At 66.2% G+C, this 19,577-nt stretch carries 20 protein-coding genes; 10 read left to right on the top strand and 10 right to left on the bottom strand.

Annotated elements, in window-relative coordinates; all coding sequences use genetic code 11:
• Positions 1–11: 11 nt before the first annotated feature.
• Positions 12–218 (bottom strand): heavy-metal-associated domain-containing protein, encoded by a 207-nt coding sequence (locus M1247_RS05930; protein ID WP_317155343.1) that lies wholly within the window; start codon positions 216–218, stop codon positions 12–14.
• A gap of 98 nt (positions 219–316) precedes the next feature.
• Here M1247_RS05930 and M1247_RS05925 point away from each other — a divergent pair, with 98 nt between their 5' ends.
• A complete protein-coding gene (locus tag M1247_RS05925; protein ID WP_317155616.1) occupies positions 317–1,009 on the top strand; it encodes a response regulator in 693 nt (230 codons plus the stop codon).
• On the top strand, positions 1,006–2,097 hold the full coding sequence (locus M1247_RS05920; RefSeq protein WP_317155342.1) for a HAMP domain-containing sensor histidine kinase: 1,092 nt from the start codon (positions 1,006–1,008) through the stop codon (positions 2,095–2,097). Before M1247_RS05925 ends, M1247_RS05920 begins: the two co-directional genes overlap by 4 nt.
• On the opposite strand, the gene M1247_RS05915 is transcribed toward M1247_RS05920, so the two are convergent.
• From M1247_RS05915 to M1247_RS05895, 5 genes are all read right to left on the bottom strand, one after another.
• Positions 2,094–2,741, bottom strand: a complete 648-nt coding sequence (locus tag M1247_RS05915) for a DUF305 domain-containing protein (protein WP_317155341.1) — start codon at positions 2,739–2,741, stop codon at positions 2,094–2,096. The genes M1247_RS05920 and M1247_RS05915 overlap by 4 nt on opposite strands.
• Positions 2,742–2,844: 103 nt before the next feature.
• Positions 2,845–3,942, bottom strand: coding sequence for an adenylate/guanylate cyclase domain-containing protein (locus tag M1247_RS05910; protein WP_410506817.1), 1,098 nt, complete (start codon positions 3,940–3,942; stop codon positions 2,845–2,847).
• Positions 3,943–3,946: 4 nt separating this feature from the next.
• A complete protein-coding gene (locus M1247_RS05905) occupies positions 3,947–5,230 on the bottom strand; it encodes a GAF domain-containing protein (RefSeq protein WP_317155339.1) in 1,284 nt (427 codons plus the stop codon).
• A 44-nt stretch (positions 5,231–5,274) separates the two neighbouring features.
• Complete coding sequence (locus M1247_RS05900) at positions 5,275–6,054, bottom strand: acetoin reductase (protein ID WP_317155338.1); 780 nt, start codon at positions 6,052–6,054, stop codon at positions 5,275–5,277.
• Positions 6,051–7,106, bottom strand: a complete 1,056-nt coding sequence (locus M1247_RS05895; RefSeq protein ID WP_317155337.1) for a 2,3-butanediol dehydrogenase — start codon at positions 7,104–7,106, stop codon at positions 6,051–6,053. Before M1247_RS05895 ends, M1247_RS05900 begins: the two co-directional genes overlap by 4 nt.
• Positions 7,107–7,199: 93 nt before the next feature.
• On the opposite strand from M1247_RS05895, the gene M1247_RS05890 reads away from it, so the two are divergent.
• The 3 genes from M1247_RS05890 (at position 7,200) to M1247_RS05880 (ending at position 12,784) form a co-directional block, all read left to right on the top strand.
• On the top strand, positions 7,200–9,029 hold the full coding sequence (locus M1247_RS05890) for a flavin-containing monooxygenase (protein ID WP_317155336.1): 1,830 nt from the start codon (positions 7,200–7,202) through the stop codon (positions 9,027–9,029).
• A 32-nt stretch (positions 9,030–9,061) separates the two neighbouring features.
• A complete protein-coding gene (locus tag M1247_RS05885; RefSeq protein WP_317155335.1) occupies positions 9,062–9,556 on the top strand; it encodes a DNA-deoxyinosine glycosylase in 495 nt (164 codons plus the stop codon).
• 144 nt (positions 9,557–9,700) lie between these two features.
• The gene (locus M1247_RS05880; protein WP_317155334.1) at positions 9,701–12,784 is read left to right on the top strand and encodes an ATP-binding protein; all 3,084 of its coding nucleotides are present in this window, start codon (positions 9,701–9,703) and stop codon (positions 12,782–12,784) included.
• Here M1247_RS05880 and M1247_RS05875 read toward each other — a convergent pair.
• Positions 12,781–13,047, bottom strand: coding sequence for a ribosomal protein L7/L12 (locus M1247_RS05875; RefSeq protein ID WP_317155333.1), 267 nt, complete (start codon positions 13,045–13,047; stop codon positions 12,781–12,783). The two genes, M1247_RS05880 and M1247_RS05875, sit on opposite strands and share 4 nt — an antisense overlap.
• 110 nt (positions 13,048–13,157) lie before the next feature.
• On the opposite strand from M1247_RS05875, the gene M1247_RS05870 reads away from it, so the two are divergent.
• Positions 13,158–14,582, top strand: a complete 1,425-nt coding sequence (locus M1247_RS05870; RefSeq protein ID WP_317155332.1) for an HNH endonuclease signature motif containing protein — start codon at positions 13,158–13,160, stop codon at positions 14,580–14,582.
• Between the two features lie 15 nt (positions 14,583–14,597).
• Here the strand turns inward: M1247_RS05870 and M1247_RS05865 are convergent, their stop codons facing one another.
• On the bottom strand, positions 14,598–15,419 hold the full coding sequence (locus M1247_RS05865; RefSeq protein ID WP_317155331.1) for a DUF6597 domain-containing transcriptional factor: 822 nt from the start codon (positions 15,417–15,419) through the stop codon (positions 14,598–14,600).
• Positions 15,420–15,446: 27 nt separating this feature from the next.
• On the opposite strand from M1247_RS05865, the gene M1247_RS05860 reads away from it, so the two are divergent.
• The 4 genes from M1247_RS05860 to M1247_RS36400 are packed head-to-tail and all read left to right on the top strand — an operon-like array spanning position 15,447 to position 17,891.
• Positions 15,447–15,914 (top strand): VOC family protein, encoded by a 468-nt coding sequence (locus tag M1247_RS05860; RefSeq protein WP_317155330.1) that lies wholly within the window; start codon positions 15,447–15,449, stop codon positions 15,912–15,914.
• A 23-nt stretch (positions 15,915–15,937) separates the two neighbouring features.
• Positions 15,938–16,375, top strand: a complete 438-nt coding sequence (locus M1247_RS05855; RefSeq protein ID WP_317155329.1) for an HIT family protein — start codon at positions 15,938–15,940, stop codon at positions 16,373–16,375.
• A 3-nt stretch (positions 16,376–16,378) separates the two neighbouring features.
• A complete protein-coding gene (locus M1247_RS05850; protein WP_317155328.1) occupies positions 16,379–16,828 on the top strand; it encodes a nitroreductase family deazaflavin-dependent oxidoreductase in 450 nt (149 codons plus the stop codon).
• Positions 16,829–16,877: 49 nt separating this feature from the next.
• The gene (locus tag M1247_RS36400; protein ID WP_410506816.1) at positions 16,878–17,891 is read left to right on the top strand and encodes a hypothetical protein; all 1,014 of its coding nucleotides are present in this window, start codon (positions 16,878–16,880) and stop codon (positions 17,889–17,891) included.
• A gap of 7 nt (positions 17,892–17,898) precedes the next feature.
• Here M1247_RS36400 and M1247_RS05840 read toward each other — a convergent pair whose 3' ends face one another.
• Positions 17,899–18,474: a hypothetical protein gene (locus M1247_RS05840; protein ID WP_317155327.1), complete on the bottom strand. Its 576-nt coding sequence runs from the start codon at positions 18,472–18,474 to the stop codon at positions 17,899–17,901.
• 46 nt (positions 18,475–18,520) lie between these two features.
• The gene (locus M1247_RS05835) at positions 18,521–19,570 is read right to left on the bottom strand and encodes an LLM class flavin-dependent oxidoreductase (RefSeq protein WP_317155326.1); all 1,050 of its coding nucleotides are present in this window, start codon (positions 19,568–19,570) and stop codon (positions 18,521–18,523) included.
• Positions 19,571–19,577 lie beyond the last annotated feature (7 nt).

The following is a 19,577-nucleotide window of genomic DNA, read 5'->3' as shown; positions in this document are numbered from 1 at the left end:
TCGCCTCCGACTCAGCCCGCGACCTGGTAGCCGGCCTCTGCCACGGCGTCACTGACCACACCCGGATCGATCCGGTGTTCCGCGTCGATCGTGACCTGCCCGGTCGCCAGGTCGACGTCAACGGCGCTGACCCCGGGAATGCTGCCGACTTCCTCGCGCACCGAAGTTGCGCAATGTCCGCAGGTCATCCCGGTGACGGTGATGGTCTGGACGCTCATCAGACTGTTCCTTCCTCCGACTGTTCTCGCCTCTTTTCATACTATACCCCCCTAGGGTATTAATGTGGGCTCTGGTGCACCATGAGGAGGTGGAGCGAATGCCGGCGGGTTACCGCGCCCTGGTGGTCGACGACGAAGTCCCGCTCGCCGGGGTCGTCGCGAGCTATCTCGCGCGCGAACAGTTCGAGGTCAGCATGGCCCACAACGGACTCGATGCCCTCACGCTGGCACGGGAGGTGGACCCCGACGTCGTGGTGCTCGATCTCGGCCTGCCCGGGGTCGACGGCGTCGAGGTCTGCCGCCGGCTCCGTACATTCTCCGACGCCTACGTGGTGATGCTGACAGCCCGCGACACCGAGATGGACACCATCGTCGGCCTGTCCGTCGGGGCCGACGACTACGTGACCAAGCCGTTCAGCCCGCGCGAGCTGGTCGCCCGCATCCGCGCCATGCTGCGCCGGCCGCGCACCACCTCCCCCGCCGCGGACGCCCGGGTTTTCGGGGCGCTGCGCATCGACGTCGCCGGGCGGCAAGTCTTCCTCGACGAGGAACCGATCATGCTGACCCGCACCGAATTCGACGTCCTGGCCGCCTTGTCCGCCCGCCCGGGGGTCGCATTGCACCGACGTCAACTCCTCGAAACCGTCTGGGAGCCAAGCTACGTCGGCAACGAACATCTGGTCGACGTCCACATCGGCCACTTACGACGCAAACTCGGTGACGACCCGACCAACCCGCGGTACGTCGTCACCGTCCGGGGCGTCGGTTACCGGATGGGCACCGGACGATGAGGCTGAGTGTCCGGCTGCTGCTGGCCCAGGCCCTGGTGCTGGCCACGGGAGCGGCCACCATCGGGCTGGTGGCCGTGGTCGTCGGACCGCCGTTGTTTCGTGAGCACCTGCACCGCGCCGGGGTGACCGGCCATTCGGCCGAGCAGATGCACGCCGAGGAGGCCTACGTCTACGCCACGGTGATCTCCGTGGGTGTCGCGCTGTGCGTGTCCGCCCTGGCCGCGCTCGTGGTCACCTGGTACCTGAGCAGGCGTCTGCAGCGATCGGTCGCCGACGTCGCCGAAGCGGCCACCGCGATCGCCGACGGCCACTACGACTCCCGCGTGCCGCCGGCGCACCTCGGTGATGACTTCGACTCGCTGGCACGGTCTTTCAACGAGATGGCAGGTCGGCTGGAGACGGTGGACGCGAGCCGGCGCCGACTGTTCAGCGACCTGGCGCACGAAATTCGCACCCCGGTGGCCGTACTGGAAGCCTATTTCGAGGCCGTCGAGGACAGCGTGAGAACCCTTGACCCCGAGACCGTCTCGATGCTGCGTCAACAAACGCACCGGCTGGTCCGGTTCGCCGACGATGCGGCCGCCCTGGCCCGGGCCGAGGACGGCAGGGCCACCATCGACCCGGCGTCGGTGTCGGTGGACGCGACGGTCGCGGCGGTCACAGCCGTGGCGCGCGACCGCTTCGACGCCAAGGGGGTCGGCCTGCGGTCGGTTGTCCCAGAGGGCTTGCCACGGTTGTGGGTCGACGCACACCGGCTCGAGCAGGTGCTGGGCAACCTGCTCGACAATGCCCTGCGACACACCGCGCCCGGCGGAGATGTCGAAATCTCCGCGACCACAACGAATGACGCCGTCACACTCACGGTGACCGACACCGGTGACGGCATCGCCGTCGAACACCTGCCGCACATTTTCGAACGGTTCTACCGCGCTGACACCGCCCGCGACCGCGACCGCGGCGGCTCGGGCATCGGCCTGGCCATCGCCAAAGCCCTCGTCGAAGCCCACTACGGCCGCATCATGGCAAGCAGCGCCGGGCCGGGTACCGGAACCACCTTCACGATCACCCTGCCCGCCCGGGCAGGCTAGAGCGTGTCGAGAATCCCGTGCATGGTGTCGATCTCCTGCTGCTGCGTGGCGATGATCGCGCGCGCCAGCCGCAGCGCGGCCGGGAACTGACCATCGTCGATTTCGTCCTGCGCCATGGTGATCGCGCCCTCATGATGGGCGATCATGTGCGTCAGAAAGAGCTTGGCCGCCTCGACGCCCTGGGCATCGCGCAACGCGTTCATCTCTTCCTCCGACACCATCCCCTGCATCGCGGGCATGTCGCCGTGCCCACCGTGCTCCGTGCCGTCCGAGGGCATCGGCGGCATCGCCGGATTACCCCAATCCTTGAGCCAGCCCTGCATCTCCTCGATCTCCGGGCCCTGCGCCGTCTTGATCTGGGTCGCCAGATCGGTCACCCGCACATCGATGCCCTCTTTGGCCAGCAGCATGTCGCTCATCTCGACGGCCTGCTGATGGTGCGGAATCATGTGCTGGGCGAACATCACGTCGGCCTCATTGTGGGCGTCGACGCTCGGCGCGACCGAGCTGGTCGTAGTCGCAACGGTGGTCGCAACGGCCGAAGATGTGCTCGCCTGCTGCTGATCGGCGGGATTGCTACAGCCTGCCGCGGCGGCAACCGCCACCAACGCTCCCGCACCCAAAAGAATTGTCCGTGTCCACATCGGGCTGTCCTCCATGTATCAGTATGTCGATATCGAGCCTCCCAACCATCGATATCGCTCCCCTCGTCGTTCGATGAAGATTCGATAAAGCTGCCGAGGTGACTCAGGCCATCCGGGCGCGGAAGAGCTTCACGTCGTCCTTGATCCCTTTGAGGTGCCGTGCGCCGGCAAAAGACCAGGTGAAGCGGGATTCGTCGGCGATCTCATCCCGGGTGGATTCGGCCACCAGCACCGTGCCGGGACGGGCCGCCCCGGTGACCCGGCTGGCCAGGTTCACGGGGCTGCCGAACCAGTCGCCGGCCCGGCTCACCGCCAGGCCCGTGGCCAGTCCGACCCGCAGCCGGGGAAACTCCTCGTCGGTCTCGGTGGCGGCCACCAACTCCAGTGCGGCATCGAGCAACACGGCCGGGTCGGTGCTGACGAACATCACCGCGTCACCGATCGTCTTGATCAGCCGCACCGGCGGCACGGCCACCTCGCGTGCCGCATCGGCCAGCCGATTGGCCAGGCGCTCAAGGTTTTCCGGCGGCACCACTTCGCCCAGCCGGGTGAACCCCACCAGATCGGCGAACGCTATCGTGACCCGCCGCGCGCCAGGTAACGGCAACCCCTCCGCGCGTTCGGAGGCGCTGACGGCCTCGGTTTCCATCGCATGGCGCAATTGCACGAACAGCATGTCCTGGATCATCGGCCCGATCAGCGGGGCCATCTCGGTCACCAGGGCCTGCGAACGTTTGGCGATGTCCAGCTCCGAGGCGCCCGGCACCAGGACCGTGGACAACGCCGCATACCGCATCACCTCGGCCGCCCGACTCAACCCCTCGGCAAGCACCCGGGAAACCTGCACGATGTCATCCGGTTCGATGCCGAGATCGACGAAACGCTGGGCGAAGGCCGCCGCCTCGACATCGGCCCGCAGATGTACCGCCGCGTCGGGATCCTCCACGGTGGACAATCCCATCGCCCGCTGCAGGCGGTGCAGCAGTTCGACGTCGATGCCCGTCTCGTCGCTGATCTCACGTGTACTGACGTACCGGCCGTCATCTCCGACGATCCGACGGGAGGCGAGCAGCATCGGCGGGGACGCGGTACGGATCTGATCGACCGTGAAGCCCTGGTCGGCCAGCCACGCGATCAGCTCGGCACGCTGGGCCCGCGTCTGGCCTTCCAGACCATCGAGCAACTCGAGCAACTCCGACACCACGTCAACGTATACCGCGGGCCGCCCGCACGGCCGGTGCCGTTGACGAAGTGAGCAGTGTCGACATGTCGTGCGGGTATTTGACGTCGACCTGTACCGGGTCACCGAAGCGGTATGGCTTCCCCGAGATCAGGCCGGCGAACTGCTTACGCAACCGGGACATCTCGGCCCGCACCGTCACCACCCGGGACCGGTCGCCGTAGAGGTCCTCGGCCAGCTCCGGTGCCGAACGGCCCTGCCTGCAGGTGGCCAGCACCAGCAGTATTTCGGCGTGGCGGCTGGAGATGCTCCGGCGCCAGCTGCCGAACTGGCCCACCATCTCCAGCGACGGCTCGGTCGCGTCGCGCAGGTCGAGTGTGACCTGTGACAACGCTGGGCTCGATTCGGCATCGTCGGCCACCCGGATCAACCAGCCACCGGGTAGCAACTCGACGTCACACATTCCCAGCGGCGGCATCCACACCCGTCCGGGTAACCCGTTCTCCGGCAAGAGCACCCGATTGTGCAGTGGTAACGAATCGACGGCCGCCACCCAGCCATCCGGGTCGACGGCGAGCGCCGGTCTGCCCATCCGGGCCAGGATCGGCGCCGAAACGGTCCGCAACCGGTTCAGCGTGCGATCGTGCTCTTCACGCAACTGCGATTCGGCCAGCCGGGCAACCAGGTCGACCAGTGCGACCGTGGTGGGATGCACGGTCGGCGCCGGCCCCGACACGTCGACGATGCCGATCACGTGCCCGGTGCGGGGATCCTTGATCGGCGCACCGGCGCACGTCCACGGGTGATGACTGCGCAGGAAGTGCTCGGCGGAAAAGATCTGGACCGCGCGACGCGAAGCCAGGGCCGTACCGATCCCGTTGGTGCCCACCGCATTCTCTGCCCAGCAGGCACCCTCGACGAACCCAAGGCGGTCGGCGAAGCTGAGTACCCGCGGTGAACCCGACCGCCACAGCACCCGGCCCCTGGCGTCGGCCATCACCAGAATGTTGTCGCCCTCGTCGATCACCGAATCCAGACCGCGTGTCACGTCATCGAGGACCGCGAGCAATCCCGACGACTGCCGCAGCATGTCCAGTCCACTGGTGTCGACAGTGGGCGGCGAGTGGTGTTCAGGGTCAATCCCTCTGCCAAGCAGCCGATTCCACGAATCCGCAATCAATGACCGTGGACGGGCGGGGGCGCGACCCCCGGCCATGGTGGCGTCGTACACCTCGGACAGCAGCATGGCGTAGCGCTGCGGGTCGTCACCGGGGGCGACCGCAGGTTCGGGTACCGACGAACCGGACATCACCCTTGATTGTGCTCCACATCACATCACGAGGCACCACGGCCCTACCGGTACACCAGCCCGCCGTCGATCAGCCCGGCCTGCCCGGTCATGTAGTCGGAGTCCGGGCCGGCCAGGTAGGCCACGAAACCGGCCACGTCATCGGGGGTTTCCGGGCGTCCCAGCGCGATGCCGCCAGCATACTTCTGGAAAGTCTCGCCGACGGCCGCACCGGTGAGTTCGGCGAACCGCTTGTCGATCTCGACCCACATGTCCGTGCCTACTATGCCCGGGCAGTAGGCGTTGACGGTGATGCCCGCCGACGCGTATTCCTTGGCCGCGGCCTGGGTCAGGCCTCGCACGGCGAACTTGGTAGCGCTGTATGCGCCGAGCATCGCGAAACCATCGTGACCAGCGATCGAAGAGGCGTTGATGATCTTCCCGGGCCGGCCCAGCTCGATGAACTTGGCCGCCGCGGCCTGGATTCCCCACAGCACACCGTCGACGTTGATCGACCACACCCTGGCGATGTCGGCCGGTGTGACATCGGCGAGCGGGCCGACCGGTGCGACGCCGGCGTTGTTCACCATGACATCGAACCCGCCGAACGCCTCAGCCGCGTGCCTCACTGCGGCGAACACCGAATCGCGGTCACTGACGTCGGCGACGAACGTCGTTGCACGGGTTCCGGCCTCGACAACCTCGGCGGCCACAGAGCTGATTCCGTCCGCCGCGACGTCGACCAGCGCCACGTCGGCACCCTCACGTGCCAGCCGTAACGCGATGCCCCGCCCGATACCGCGGCCCGCGCCGGTGACCAGCGCGACCTTGCCTGCAAGTGTCATTTTGCTTCTCCGCTCGGATCGACCAGAACCTTCATCTTGGTTCCCGCATGCAGTGCTTCGAAGCCCTCGTCCACCACACCGTCGATCCCGATCCGGGTCACCCAGCCGGTGGTGTCATACCCGCCGTGTGCCATGAGGTCGATGACCGCCTCGAAATCCGCCGAGGTGTAACACAACGACCCCTGGATTCGGGATTCGTTCATCACCAGGTTGAGCAGCGGTGTGGCCAGCGGCTTCTCGTAGATGGCGACACTGATCGTCGGCTTGCGGGCGCCCACACATGCCGTCGCCGCCTCGATCGCTGGGGCAACCCCGGCGGCATCGAACGCGGCGTCGGCACCGCGACCGTTCGTGTGATCGGCGATGAACGCCGGGACATCGACCTGGGTCGGGTCCAGGGTTTTCGCCCCCAGTGCTTCGATGGCCGCGCGCCGGGTGGGCGAAGGTTCGGAGACGAACACCGATTCCAGACCCTTGCCGTGCAGCGCGAACCACAAGCCGATGCCGATCGGTCCCGCCCCGAAGATCACCGCGGTGTGCAGCGGGCCGACCTCGCCGAGGGTGGCGGCGTGGTAGGCCACCGACATCGGTTCCACCAGCGCGCCCAGTTCCAGCGACACCGAGTCGGGCAGCCGGTGCAGCATGTTCGTCGGCACCACGGTGTACTCCGCCATGCCGCCGTCGGACATCAGGCCGTGAAATCCGATCTGCGTGCAGATGTTGTACGTGCCGGCCCGGCACGGCACACAATGCCCGCAGCGGTAGATCGGCTCGATCGCCACCCGCTCACCCGGCGCGTAATCGGTGACACCCGGCCCGACCTCGGTGATGGTGCCTGCGAATTCGTGCCCCATCGTCAGCGGGAGCTGCTGACCGGTCAGCGGGTGCGGTGTGGTCGGCACGAAGATGGGCCCGGCATAGTATTCATGCAGGTCAGTGCCGCAAATACCGTTGAATCCGACCTTGATTTTTACGGTGCCCGCAGTGGGTTGGGGCTCGGGAACGTCGGCGATCTCGACCTTGTTCGGTCCGTAGTAGACGGCTGCTTTCATGTGGCAGTTCTAGGCGACCTACGACGAACGCGGAAGGGTTGCAACCCCGTGCAACCCTTGTCGCAACCGGCGCGACGGTGTGTGCTGACTCACATGACGCAGACCACCCATGCACCGCTGAGCACACTGTCACCTCAGGAACGGGTCGACGCCTGGCTGGCCGACTTCGAGTCAGCCCTGGCATCCCGGGATGTCGCAGCAGTCGTCGGGAAGTTCGCCGTCGACAGCTTCTGGCGCGACCTGGTGGCGTTCACCTGGAACATCAAGACCGTCGAGGGCCGTGACGGCATCGCCGACATGCTGACGTCCAGGCTGGCCGATACCGACCCGTCCGGATTTCGCACCAGCGAGACCCCGACCGAGGACTTCGACGGCGATTGCGTGATCACCTCGGCATTCATCGAGTTCGAGACCGCCACCGGCCGCGGCAACGGTCACCTCCGGTTGCGCGATGACCTCGGTTGGACGTTTCTCACCACGCTGCAGGAACTGAAGGGCCATGAGGAGCGCAAGGGCGCCACGCGGACGCTCGGCGCTGTGCACGGATCCGACGTCGACACCCGGTCGTGGGCCGAGAAGCGACTCGACGAGGAGTTGACCCTCGGCTACGCCGAGCAGCCCTACACGCTGGTGATCGGCGGCGGCCAGGGCGGCATCGCGTTGGGAGCCCGGCTACGTCAGCTCGGTGTGCCTGCGATCGTCGTCGACAAGCATGAACGGCCGGGCGACCAGTGGCGCAAGCGCTACAAGTCGCTGTGCCTGCACGACCCGGTGTGGTACGACCACCTGCCATACCTGCAATTCCCACCGAACTGGCCGGTGTTCGCGCCGAAGGACAAGATCGGCGATTGGCTGGAGTTCTACACCCGGGTCATGGAGGTGCCGTACTGGAGCTCGACGACGTGCCTCTCGGCGTCCTACGACGAGGCCGAACAGCGCTGGACCGTCGAGGTGGACCGCGCCGGTAGCCAGGTCACGCTGCGCCCGACGCACCTTGTGCTCGCGACCGGGATGTCGGGCAAGCCGAGTATCCCGACGCTGCCCGGCCAGGCGGTGTTCCGCGGGGATCAGCATCACTCCAGCCACCACCCCGGCCCAGATCGCTACGTCGGCAAGCGGGCTGTGGTGATCGGCTCCAACAACTCCGCACACGATATTTGTAAAGCCCTGTACGAGAACGATGTTGACGTCACCATGGTGCAGCGGTCCTCCACTCACATCGTCAAGTCAGATTCGCTGATGGATCTCGGGCTGGGCGACCTGTACTCCGAACGGGCGGTGGCCGCGGGCATGACCACCGAGAAAGCCGACCTGACCTTCGCATCTCTGCCCTACTCCATCATGGCCGACTTTCAGCGGCCCATCTACGATGCAATCCGCAGGCGCGACAAGGACTTCTACAATCGACTTGAGGCTGCCGGGTTCCAGCTGGACTTCGGTGACGACGACTCCGGGCTGTTCATGAAGTACCTGCGCCGCGGCTCGGGCTATTACATCGACGTCGGTGCATCAGAATTGATCGCCGACGGCAGCGTCAAGCTGGCCCACGGTCAGGTGGACCGACTCACCGAGAACTCGGTGATCCTGGCCGATGGCACCGAACTGCCCGCCGACGTGGTGATCTACGCGACCGGATTCGGCTCCATGAACGGCTGGGCCGCTGACCTGATCGGCCAGGACGTCGCCGACAAGGTCGGCAAGGTCTGGGGCCTGGGTTCGGACACCGCCAAGGATCCCGGGCCGTGGGAAGGCGAACAACGCAACATGTGGAAGCCCACCCAACAGGAGAACCTGTGGTTCCACGGCGGCAATCTCCATCAGTCCCGGCATTATTCGCTGTACCTCGCGCTCCAACTGAAGGCACGCTTCGAAGGGTTGGACACCCCGGTTTACGGGCTGCAGGAGGTCCATCACCTGAGCTGACGTCCAGGCAGGGCCGCGGTTATGGTGGTGCCGTGACCGAGCTGCTGCACGGGTTGGCACCGATTGTCGGCGACGACGCCCGCGTCCTGATCCTCGGGAACATGCCCAGCGCGATGTCACTCGCGTCGCAGCAGTACTACGGCAACCCACGCAACGCGTTCTGGCGCATCACCGGAGCGATCTACAGTTTTGATGCCGATGCACCCTATGCGGAACGTACGGCCGCCCTACGCGCCAACGGAGTCGCGGTGTGGGACGTACTGCGGTCCTGCCGCCGGGCGGGCAGTCTCGATTCCGCCGTGGAACGGAACAGCATGGTGCCCAACGATTTTGCTTGCTTCTTCAAGCACTACCCCGACATCGGGCACCTGGTGTTCAACGGTGCCGCCGCGGAGACGAACTACCGCCGCCTGGTTACCGCAACCCCGGGGCCCAACGTCCGGGCTCCCTCCACGAGCCCGGCCCAGACGTTGCGATACGAAGACAAGCTCATCGCCTGGCGGGCCGCGCTGAACCTGCGCCAATAACCTCCCGGTACCAGCACCGAGACCTATCCTCAATAGGGGCAGAATCGGCCCGCTGGGGGTCAGATGACGGCACGACTCACTTGCCGGACGTGCGGCGCCGAGCCGCGAGCAGGCGCCCGATTCTGTGACGCCTGCGGCGCTTCGGTGGCCGAACCTACGCCCGCCGAGTACAAACAAGTGACCGTGCTGTTCGCCGATGTGGTGCGATCGATGGGCATAGCTTCCGCGCTCGGCGCCGAGCGACTGCGCGAAATCATGACCGAACTGTTCAACCTGTCGGCCGCGGTGGTGCAACGCTACGGAGGGACCGTGGACAAGTTCACCGGCGACGGCATCATGGCGCTGTTCGGGGCTCCGGTCGCACTGGAAGACCACGCTTTCCGCGCCTGTCTGACAGCGCTGGAGATCCAAACGCAAGCCGGCCTGTTGGCGGCCCAGGTACAGGTACGTGACGGTGTCACGCTGCAGTTGCGGATCGGGCTCGATTCCGGCCAGGTGATCGCGGGTGAATTCGGTTCGAGCGCGGTGAGTTACACCGCTATCGGCGAGCACGTAGGTATGGCACAACGGATGGAGTCCATTGCGCCCGCCGGTGGTGTGATGCTGAGTGATTCCACCGCGCGACTGACCCAGGACCACGTCATCTTGGGTGAGCCGCAGCGGGTCCACATCAAAGGCTTCGACGAACCCATCTCGGCTCGGCTCCTGAGACAACCGAAACCGAACCGCAGCGTCGCCGACACCGACGAGTCGCCGCTGGTCGGCCGTCAATGGGAACTCACTGCCCTGGAAGCCATGCTGGAGCGGTCCATCCACGGTCACGGGTGCGTAGTCGCGGTGACGGGGCCGCCTGGCATCGGAAAGAGCCGACTTGTCCAGGAGGTCATTACGCTGGCCGCAACGCGTGGTGTGGAGGTGTACTCCAGCTTTTGCGAGTCGCACACCAGCGGGGTGCCGTTCTACGCGATTGCACGCCTACTGCGAGCAGGTTTCGGCGTGGCCGAGCTTGGTCGAAGCGCGGCTCGTACAAAGGTGAGAGCACAAGTGCCCGAGGCGGATCCAGAGGATCTGAAGTTGCTCGACGACCTGCTCGGCATAGCAGAGCCGGATAGTCAACTGCCGCAGATCGACCCCGATGCGCGGCGGCGGAGACTCACCAAGTTGGTGAATGCCGCCTCGCTGGCACGCACCACCGCGGCGGTCTACGTCATCGAGGACGCACACTGGATCGACACGGTCAGCGAATCGATGCTTGCCGACTTCCTGGCGGTGACCCCGCAGACTCCGTCGCTGATGCTCATCACCTATCGGCCCGACTATCGCGGCGCGCTTACCGCATTGCCCAGCTCGCAGACCATTGCGCTTGCACCGCTTGATGATCTGGAGATCTCGATGCTGGTCTCCGCATCACTCGGGACAAACTCCGAGGTACGCGAACTGTCGGAGACGATCACCTCACGCGCCGCTGGAAATCCGTTCTTTGCAATGGAGATCACGCGCGATCTTGCCGAACGTGGGTTGCTGGACGGTGAGCGCGGTGCATATGTGCTGCGCGGTGAGCCCGGGGCGATCAGCGTGCCTGCCACCCTCCAGTCGGCAATAGCCGCCCGCATCGACCGCCTCGCTCCGAATGCCAAACGCACGCTGACCGCCGCCGCGGTCATCGGATCCCGATTTACCGCTGACCTGTTGAGCTGCGTGGGTATCGAACCCGCGATCGACGAACTGATCGAGTCTGCACTGATCGCTCAGGTTCGGTTCACCCCGCAGGCAGAGTTCGCCTTCCACCATCCGCTGGTTCGCACCGTGGCCTACGAGTCGCAACTTCGGTCCGATCGGGCCGTCCTGCACCGGCGGCTCGCAGCGGCCATCGAATCCGCCCACCCTGCATCGGCAGACGAGAATGCGGCGTTGATCGCCCAACATCTCGAGGCCGCCGGTGATCTGCGAGACGCGTACTCCTGGCACATGCGTGCAGCAACGTGGTCGACCAACCGCGATGTTGCTGCGGCGCAGGTCAGTTGGGAGCGGGCAGGCAAGATCGCCGACGCATTACCGGACGATGACGCAGACCGGCTCACCATGCGCATCGCTCCGCGCACGCTCTCGTGTGCAAACGCCTTCCGAGCCCACATCGACGTCACCGGCGCCCGCTTCGACGAGCTGCGAGAGCTGTGCGACCAGGCGGGCGACAAGGCCTCGCTGGCTGTCGCCATGGCAGGGCTGATCGGCGAGCATTTCGTTCATGGCAACATACGCGACGGTGTGCTGCTGGCCTCGGAGCACACTGCGCTCATCGAGTCGCTCGGTGATCCGACGTTGTTTGTGGGACTGTCGGTGTCACCGATCGCTGCCAGGCTCACCGTGGGCGATATTGCCGACGTTGCCCGTTGGTCACAGCTGGTCATCGACTTGGCCGACGGCGACCTCGCCAAAGGCGGCATCATTCTCGGGGCACCGTTGGCGGCTGCGTACGCCTCTCGCAGCGTCGGCCGGTGGGCACTGGGACGCCCCGGTTGGCACGAAGACATTGAGCGCGCGGTAACGATGGTTCGGGGTTCTGACCCGATGTCGCTCGGGGTGGCGCTCACCTATGGCTACTGCATGGCGATCGGCAATGAAGTCCTTCTGCCCGATAACAACACGCTGCTCAACATCGACGAGGCGCTGTCGATCGCCGAGCGGTCGGCTGATGACATCGCACTGGGCTTCGCCCGGATGACGAAGGGCATCGCATTGCTCTATCGCGGTCCCGAACATCGCGCCGAGGCCTTGGACCTGCTACAGCAGGTACACGAAATGTGCGTCACCAACCGGTTCTACCTTGCGCACCGCCCGGTTCTCGAAGTCTGGATTGCGCATGGGTCGGCAATGGCTGACGGTCACTTCAGTACGCTGCCACTGCTACGCGACGCATACGAGGAGCTGTTCAGCGAGGGTCAGTTCGCGCATTGCATTGTCACGAGTCAGTTCCTGGCGGAGATGCTGATCGCACGGGGCGCCGACGGCGATCTTCGCGAAGCGGCTGACGTTGTCGACCGATTGGCTGCGGTGTCGATCCTTGACGACTGGGTTACCCGCGAAGTCACCCTGCTGCGCCTGCGCGCACTGCTCTGCCGTGCGAACGGTGACGAGGATTCCTACCGGCATCTCCGGGACCGCTACCGAGAGAAGTCGAACGCGCTCGGCTACGAGGGGCACATGGCGCTTGCCGCCGTAATGGACTAGGCGAGCCGGTCGACGATGTCCTTGGCTTCCTTGAGCTTCAGCCCGGTCTCATCGCGGAGGAGCTTGATCGCGGCGATCTTGTTTCCCTGCAGCGCCAACTGACGGACCATCTGACTGGCCATCATCTCGCTGGGGTGGCCTGCAGGCCGCGGCGCCACCGAATGACCGGCCGCCCACGCCGCGCGCTCCAGTGCGGCGACCCGACGCTCCAATTCCTCGATCCGTCGCTGCAGATCGTCGTCGGAGCTTCCAAAGAGTCCCATCGTGTCAGTGTGAGCCCTGTGAACGCCCGAGTTATCCACAACCGCACTTTCATCCACAGGCGGGCGCTTTCACCACACTTGACGTCGTCCGACGTGACAAAATAGCACATATGTTCGAAGACTTTTCCGATGCCGCGCTGATCGACGATATGGGCATCGCCACGCGTGCCGAGTCGACCGCAATTGCGCGGCGCCTCGCGCTGATCGGGGAGTTGGACACGCGCCGGGAACAGGAGCTGGCCGAGACGATCTTCTGGACCACCGATCCGTTCGAGGCGGTGGCCGCCGAGATCTCAGCAGCCCAGAACGTCAGCCGGGGACGAGCGTCCGGCCAGATCCGCAACGCCAGGGCGCTGCGCGACCGGCTGCCCAAGGTCGCGGCGGTATTCGCCACCGGCGCCATCGATTTCCGGGTGGTGTTGATGATCATCTCCCGCACCGAGAACGTCGAGGCCGCTGTCATGCCCGCCGTGGATGAGGCCCTGGCCCGCCGCGCGGTGAAGTGGATGAGGCTGTCGGGACCCAAGCTGTTGGACCGCATCGACCATTGGGTGGCCAAGTTGGATCCCGAAGCGGTGCGGGTGCCACCCGAGGTCGACGAAAGCCGCTCCATCCACATCGAGCCGACGAGCCCGGGGATGGCAGCTGTCTGGGGCACCTTGCACGCCTGCGACGCAGCCGCCTTCGAGCAACGCCTCGATGCGATGGCCGCGACTGTGTGCGACGCAGATCCGCGCACCCACCAGCAACGCCGAACCGACGCGTGTGGCGCGTTGGGGCGGTTGCAGGATCGACTCGACTGCCTGTGCGGTTCGCCTGATTGCCCGGCTGCCGAGAAACGCAGCGCCGCCGCGGATGCGGTCATCCACGTGCTGGCCGATCAAGCCACCATCGACGGAACCAGTGATGAGCCCGGGTATCTGCCCGGGTTCGGTATCCAGCCCGCAGAGACCGTGCGGGATCTGGCCCGCAACGCCAAGCTCAAGCCCCTGGCCGTGCCCGACGACGAGTCCGAGACCGGATACCGGCCTTCGACCGCGTTGGCCGAGTTCGTCCGGTGGCGCGACCTGACCTGCCGCTTCCCGGGGTGCGACGCTCGGGCCGAGGTCGCCGATATCGACCACACTGCCCCGTACCCCTCGGGGCCGACGCACCCGTCGAACAACAAGTTGTACTGCCGTACACATCACCTGATCAAGACTTTCCACAACGGCCCGTCCGGTTGGACCGACCGCCAATTGCCTGACGGCACCGTGGTATTCACCTCCCCCACCGGGCACACCTACACCACGGAACCCCATGGCGCCGCGCTGTTTCCGGCGTTGGCACAACCGACCGGCGAACTGAGCGTCCCGCAGCCCGAGGAGCCCAGCGCCCACCGCGCCGTGATGATGCCCACCCGCAAACAGACCCGCGAACAAGACCGTCGCGACCGCATCGCCGCCGAACGACGTGAACGCGCCGAAATCATCGCCGAACAACAACGCCAACACCGGGCCTGGCTCGCCGCCAACTACGAACCACCACCGTTCTGACCCGGTTTTGCTGCCTCACACACCGTGCCTGCTGGCGTACTCGCCCGGTGTGCACCCCAGCATGGAACGGAAGTCGTTGATGAAATGCGCCTGGTCATACCACCCCAGACCTACTGCCAGAGCAGCGAAGTCGACGCCGGGTTCACTCTCGATCTCCAACGCGGCCTGCTGTAACCGGTACCGGCACAGTACCCACTTCACGGGAACACCGACATAACGCCGGAACACCCGTTGCGTGGTACGGACACTCCACGGGGAAAGCTCCATCACCTGTTCCACCCGATGTAGTGCGGCATCTTCCCGCACTCGGTGGATCAGCGTGGTGAGCCCCTGATAGGTCGGATCTGGCTCGCCGCGATATGCACCGATCGCAGCGTCCAGCCGAGCGCGGGCCGTCGTCACGTCGTCCTCAAGATCGATTGGGGCACCGAACAACTCGTCATCGACCGGGTCGACCCGGCCCGTGATCGCCGAGGCATCCCGGCCGAAGCGAGCAGCGAAGCCACCCGGCAGGAAACGCGCCCCGACCACCACGCCGCGTTCGCTGATCGTCGTGCGGAAAACCCGGGGCACCACACCGTGCAGCAGCGTGACCGGCAACCGATGGCCGTGCCGCACAACGTCATCGCCCCACTCCCGAGTGAGGTGAACGGCCGGATAGGTGATGACGCTGCTCTCGAAAGGGTCCTCGTTTCGCCGGTCCCAGCTGACCGACCAAAAGTGTTCGACGAACCGCCCGGCTTCCTCTGACGGCGCCCAACGTTGCAGATCAAACGCCGACACACTGCCGGCACGGCCCACGACGGCCCGCACTGGCGCATTTTTCCAAGCGGCCACGGGGTACAGGCTACGAAACTGGTCGGCATGAGCGTCAAACCGATTCCCGAGGGCTACACCAGCCTGACCCCATTCCTGTGCATTGACGGCGCCGCTGACGCGATCGACTTCTACCTGTCGGTGTTCGGCGCCACGCTGGTCAGCCGGATGGACGGCCCCGACGGCACCGTCTCCCATGCTGAGGTGGACTTCGGCCACGGGCGGTTGCAGCTCGGCGACCCTCAGGACGCCTACCAGCTGGCCGCACCCGACCGGAACGCGTTCGCCACCGGTTCGATGGGCCTGTACTGCGTCGACGCCGACTCGGTGGTCGAACGCGCGGTGGCCGCGGGCGCGACGATCCGTGAACCGATCCAAACCTTCGTCACCGGAGACCGGTTCGCCTCGATCATCGACCCGTTCGGCCAACGATGGAGCGTGATGACGCGTGTCGAGGACGTGTCGCCGGCCGAACAGGAGCGGCGGTTGGCCGAATGGGCTGCGGCGAACGCGTAGCCACCGACCGTTAACGTGGCGGAATGCCATGCGTGTTCTGTGCGATCGTTGCCGGCGACGCTCCTGCCATCCGCATCTACGAGGACGACGGATATCTGGGAATCCTGGATATCCGCCCGTTCACGCGCGGCCACACCCTGGTGATCCCCAAGAATCACACGATCGATCTGACGGACACCCCACCCGAGATCGTTGCCGGAATGGCCAGGATCGGTCAGCGCATCGCACGGGCAGCCCGGGAATCGGGTCTGCATGCAGATGGCAACAACATCGCCATCAATGACGGCAAAGCCGCATTTCAGAGCGTGTTTCACATCCACCTGCACGTGGTGCCGCGACACAACGGCGACAAGCTGGCGTTCGCCAAGGGCATGCTGCTGCGCCGCGACCCCGACCGCGAGGAGGCCGGACGGCTGCTTCGCACAGCGCTGGCAGAACTCGACGATGCCGAGCAGGATTGATTCATGAGTCTTCAATCGCAGGTAGAACTGGTCGGCCTCCGGCTGCTGCACCTCCACGATGTCATCTATCAGAAGAGCGGCGGCCGCATCGGCCATCAGATCCCCGGCATCCCGCCGAGCCTGCTGTTGCGCACCACCGGCGCCAAGACCGGACAGGCCCGCATCAACACGCTGTCCTATGCCCGCGACGGCGAGAACTTTCTGGTCGTGGCGTCCATGGGTGGAGCGCCAAAATCGCCTGGCTGGTATCACAATCTCAAGGCCGATCCGAATATTGAGATCAATGTCGGCCCGAGGCGGTTGGCAGTGACGGCGCGGCCTGTGCTGCCTGATGACCCCGACTATGCGCGGCTGTGGAAGTTGGTCAACGATAACAACTCTCACCGCTATGAGGCGTACCAGAAGAAGACGTCGCGGCCCATACCGATCGTGGTGCTGACGCCCAAGCGGTAGCATGGACAGGTCGGGGTGATGTCGGGCCGAGATCACCGAACGGGTGGGAATGTTCTCCAAACAGCTCTTCGCAGGCGCGGTGATCGCGGCGCTGGGCTTTGTCGTGAGCGTGCCCGCCGACGGCGGCGCCTATCTCGCCGGACCGGTTGTGGCCAATGCGAAGCCGGCCTGCCCACCCGGCGCCGATTGTGGTGGTGGTGGCGGCGGGCCCAAGCCTGACAAAGGTGGCGGCGGCCATCAGGGGCCGAAGGCCCCAAAAGCCCCGAAGGCCCCGAAAGTGGACACTGGTGGGCCGAAGCTCGATGTGCCGTCCCCCAAGCCACGGGACCTGCCGAAGGTCGACGTCCCGAAGGTCCCGAAGCCACGGGACCTGCCGAAGGTCGACGTCCCGAAGGTCCCGAAGCCACGGGACCTGCCGAAAGTCGAGCGCATCCCGGGCAAAGTCCGCGGCGATTTCCGCGTGCCCGGCCTGCCCAAACCCGACGGTCGGCTCGATGTGCGCGTTCCGCGCCGGATCGCCGCCGACGCGCGCGGCGGCTTCCACTTGAACCTGCATCCGCCGAAGAAGGCTCGCGACGCCTTCCGGGTCGACTTCCGCTGGCCCGGAAAGCCTGCTGCGGATTTCCGGGCGGGCCTGCGCATCGACCCCCGCCGACCCAAGGCCGACATCCGGCTGGACTTCCGCTGGCCGGGGCGCCCGCCGGCAGACTTCCGGCGAGATTTCCGAGTTCGATTCCGGGCACCGGGACGCCCTGCGGCGGATATCCGATTGGCGCTACGACTGATCGCACCGCTGGATTTCCGTCTGGACCTGCGCGGGCTTCGCGTGCATCTCGGCCCGCCACCATGGCGCGGCGGTCCACCACCGTGGGGGCGCGGACCTGCTCCGTGGGGTTGGGGCCCGCCTCCGCCGCCGGCGTGGTCCGGACACTTGCCGCCACGCTACGGGCCTGCGCCACCGCCGTTCAGGTACTGGGGATACACCGCGGTGCCGGTGTGGGATCCCGGTTTCGGGCAGTGGGGCTTCTGGCTGTTCGGCCTCTGGATTCCGTTGACGCCCTAGGCGGGAGCTACCACTGCACGCCCAAGGCTTGGCACACGGACAGCGGACCGCCGTAGGCCACGATGCTGTCGGTCCAGGCGGCCTCGTCGTACTGGGTGCCGGGACCGGGACGGACGCTCGCCGCGAAGAGTTGCATGTCGTCGAGGTAGCGCTGCAACGTGCGCGTCATGAACCGGGGCGGGTTGGCGTGCGTGTCGAGTACCTCCTGCGTCCGACGCGCCCAATCCTGGGTCTCGGTAACAAAATTCGGCAGCGCCGCAGTCTGTTCGGGTGAACCCGGTTCGCCGCTGCCGAGAAATGCGTTGCTGCGGTCGTCGTTTTCCTTCATCAGAGGCGCAATGGCCTGGCACAACGCCCGGTCCGCGTCGGCCGCCGGGGTCTGGGGCGCCGCGGGCGCACTGGCCTGCTCGCTGGGTGCCGGCTCCTGTCCCAGTGAGATGAGGGCGATCACCAGCGCAGCCACCGCGAGCACGAGTGCCAGCAACACACCGAACCCCGTCAGCCGGGCCCGCTTTCGATCTGGAGGGCCAACGTAGGTGCGGGGAGGCAGTGGACGGCCGGCATTCTGTCCGCGATCGGTCACGCGCCCAGCCTAGATCTCGGCAGCGGCGGGCCGGGGCGTGGTTCGGTCAGAACAGTTCTTTGGCCAGCAGTTCCAGCGTGGTGTCACGGGCGGTGGCGGTGGCTGGATCAGCACCGCGGCGCGCCGAGGCGACCGGGTTGACCATGACCTCGTCGACGTCGAATTCCTCTGCCAGCGCCCGGATTTGCTGTGCGGCCTCCACGGGAGAGCCGACCACCGCACGCTGCCGCCCGGACGCCACCACGGCCTCGGCCTGCGGGGTCATGGTCGTGGCTCCGGCGTCCTCGACCAGATCCAGCGGGCCGAGGGGCTGGCCGGTGCGCAGCCGCCCCATCATCTGCAGCTGAGGCAACAGCAGAGCCTGTGCCTCGTCGGTGGTTTCGGCCACCACCGCGTTGACGGTGAGGAACGTCACGGGCTCGGCGGCCAGATCGCTGGGTTGGAACTCGTCGCGGTAGACCGCCAGTGCCTCCGCGGTGCCGTGCCCTGAGAAGTGGTGGGCGAACACGTAGGGCAGCCCCTTCGCGGCGGCGAGGTGCGCCGAATACATCGACGATCCGAGCAGCCACAACCGCGGTTCGGTCACTGCGGACGGTGTCGCCTTGAGCACATAGTTCTCCCGCAGGAGATCCCGCGGTAGCGGCACCCGCACGCCACGGGCGCCCATCAGGGTCACCACATCGTCGAGGTACTGCGGAAAGGCTTCGATATCGCGATCGTCGCGTCCGGCTGCCCCGCGCAACGCCAGCGAGGTGACGGGGTCAGAGCCGGGCGCACGACCGATGCCGAGGTCGATGCGGCCCGGATGCGCCGCTTCCAGCAGCGCGAACTGTTCGGCGACCGCCAGCGGGGCGTGGTTGGGCAACATCACGCCGCCCGAACCCAGTCGCAGCTGCGTGGTGTGCGCGGCGAGGTGCGCGATCACCACCGGCGGGCTGGTAGCCGCCACCGCGGGCATGTTGTGGTGTTCGGCGATCCAGTAGCGCGTGTATCCGAGCCGGTCAGCGGTCTGCGCGAGGTGCGTCGACGCGGTCAGCGCATCCGCGGTGGACTGGTCGGTGCGTACCGGTACGAGGTCAAGGACAGAAAGCCGCATGACAGGG

It is taken from the genome of Mycobacterium appelbergii (assembly GCF_032883035.1).
In the GTDB taxonomy this organism is placed as follows: domain Bacteria; phylum Actinomycetota; class Actinomycetes; order Mycobacteriales; family Mycobacteriaceae; genus Mycobacterium; species Mycobacterium appelbergii.
This window is presented reverse-complemented; position numbering and strand designations above follow the sequence as displayed.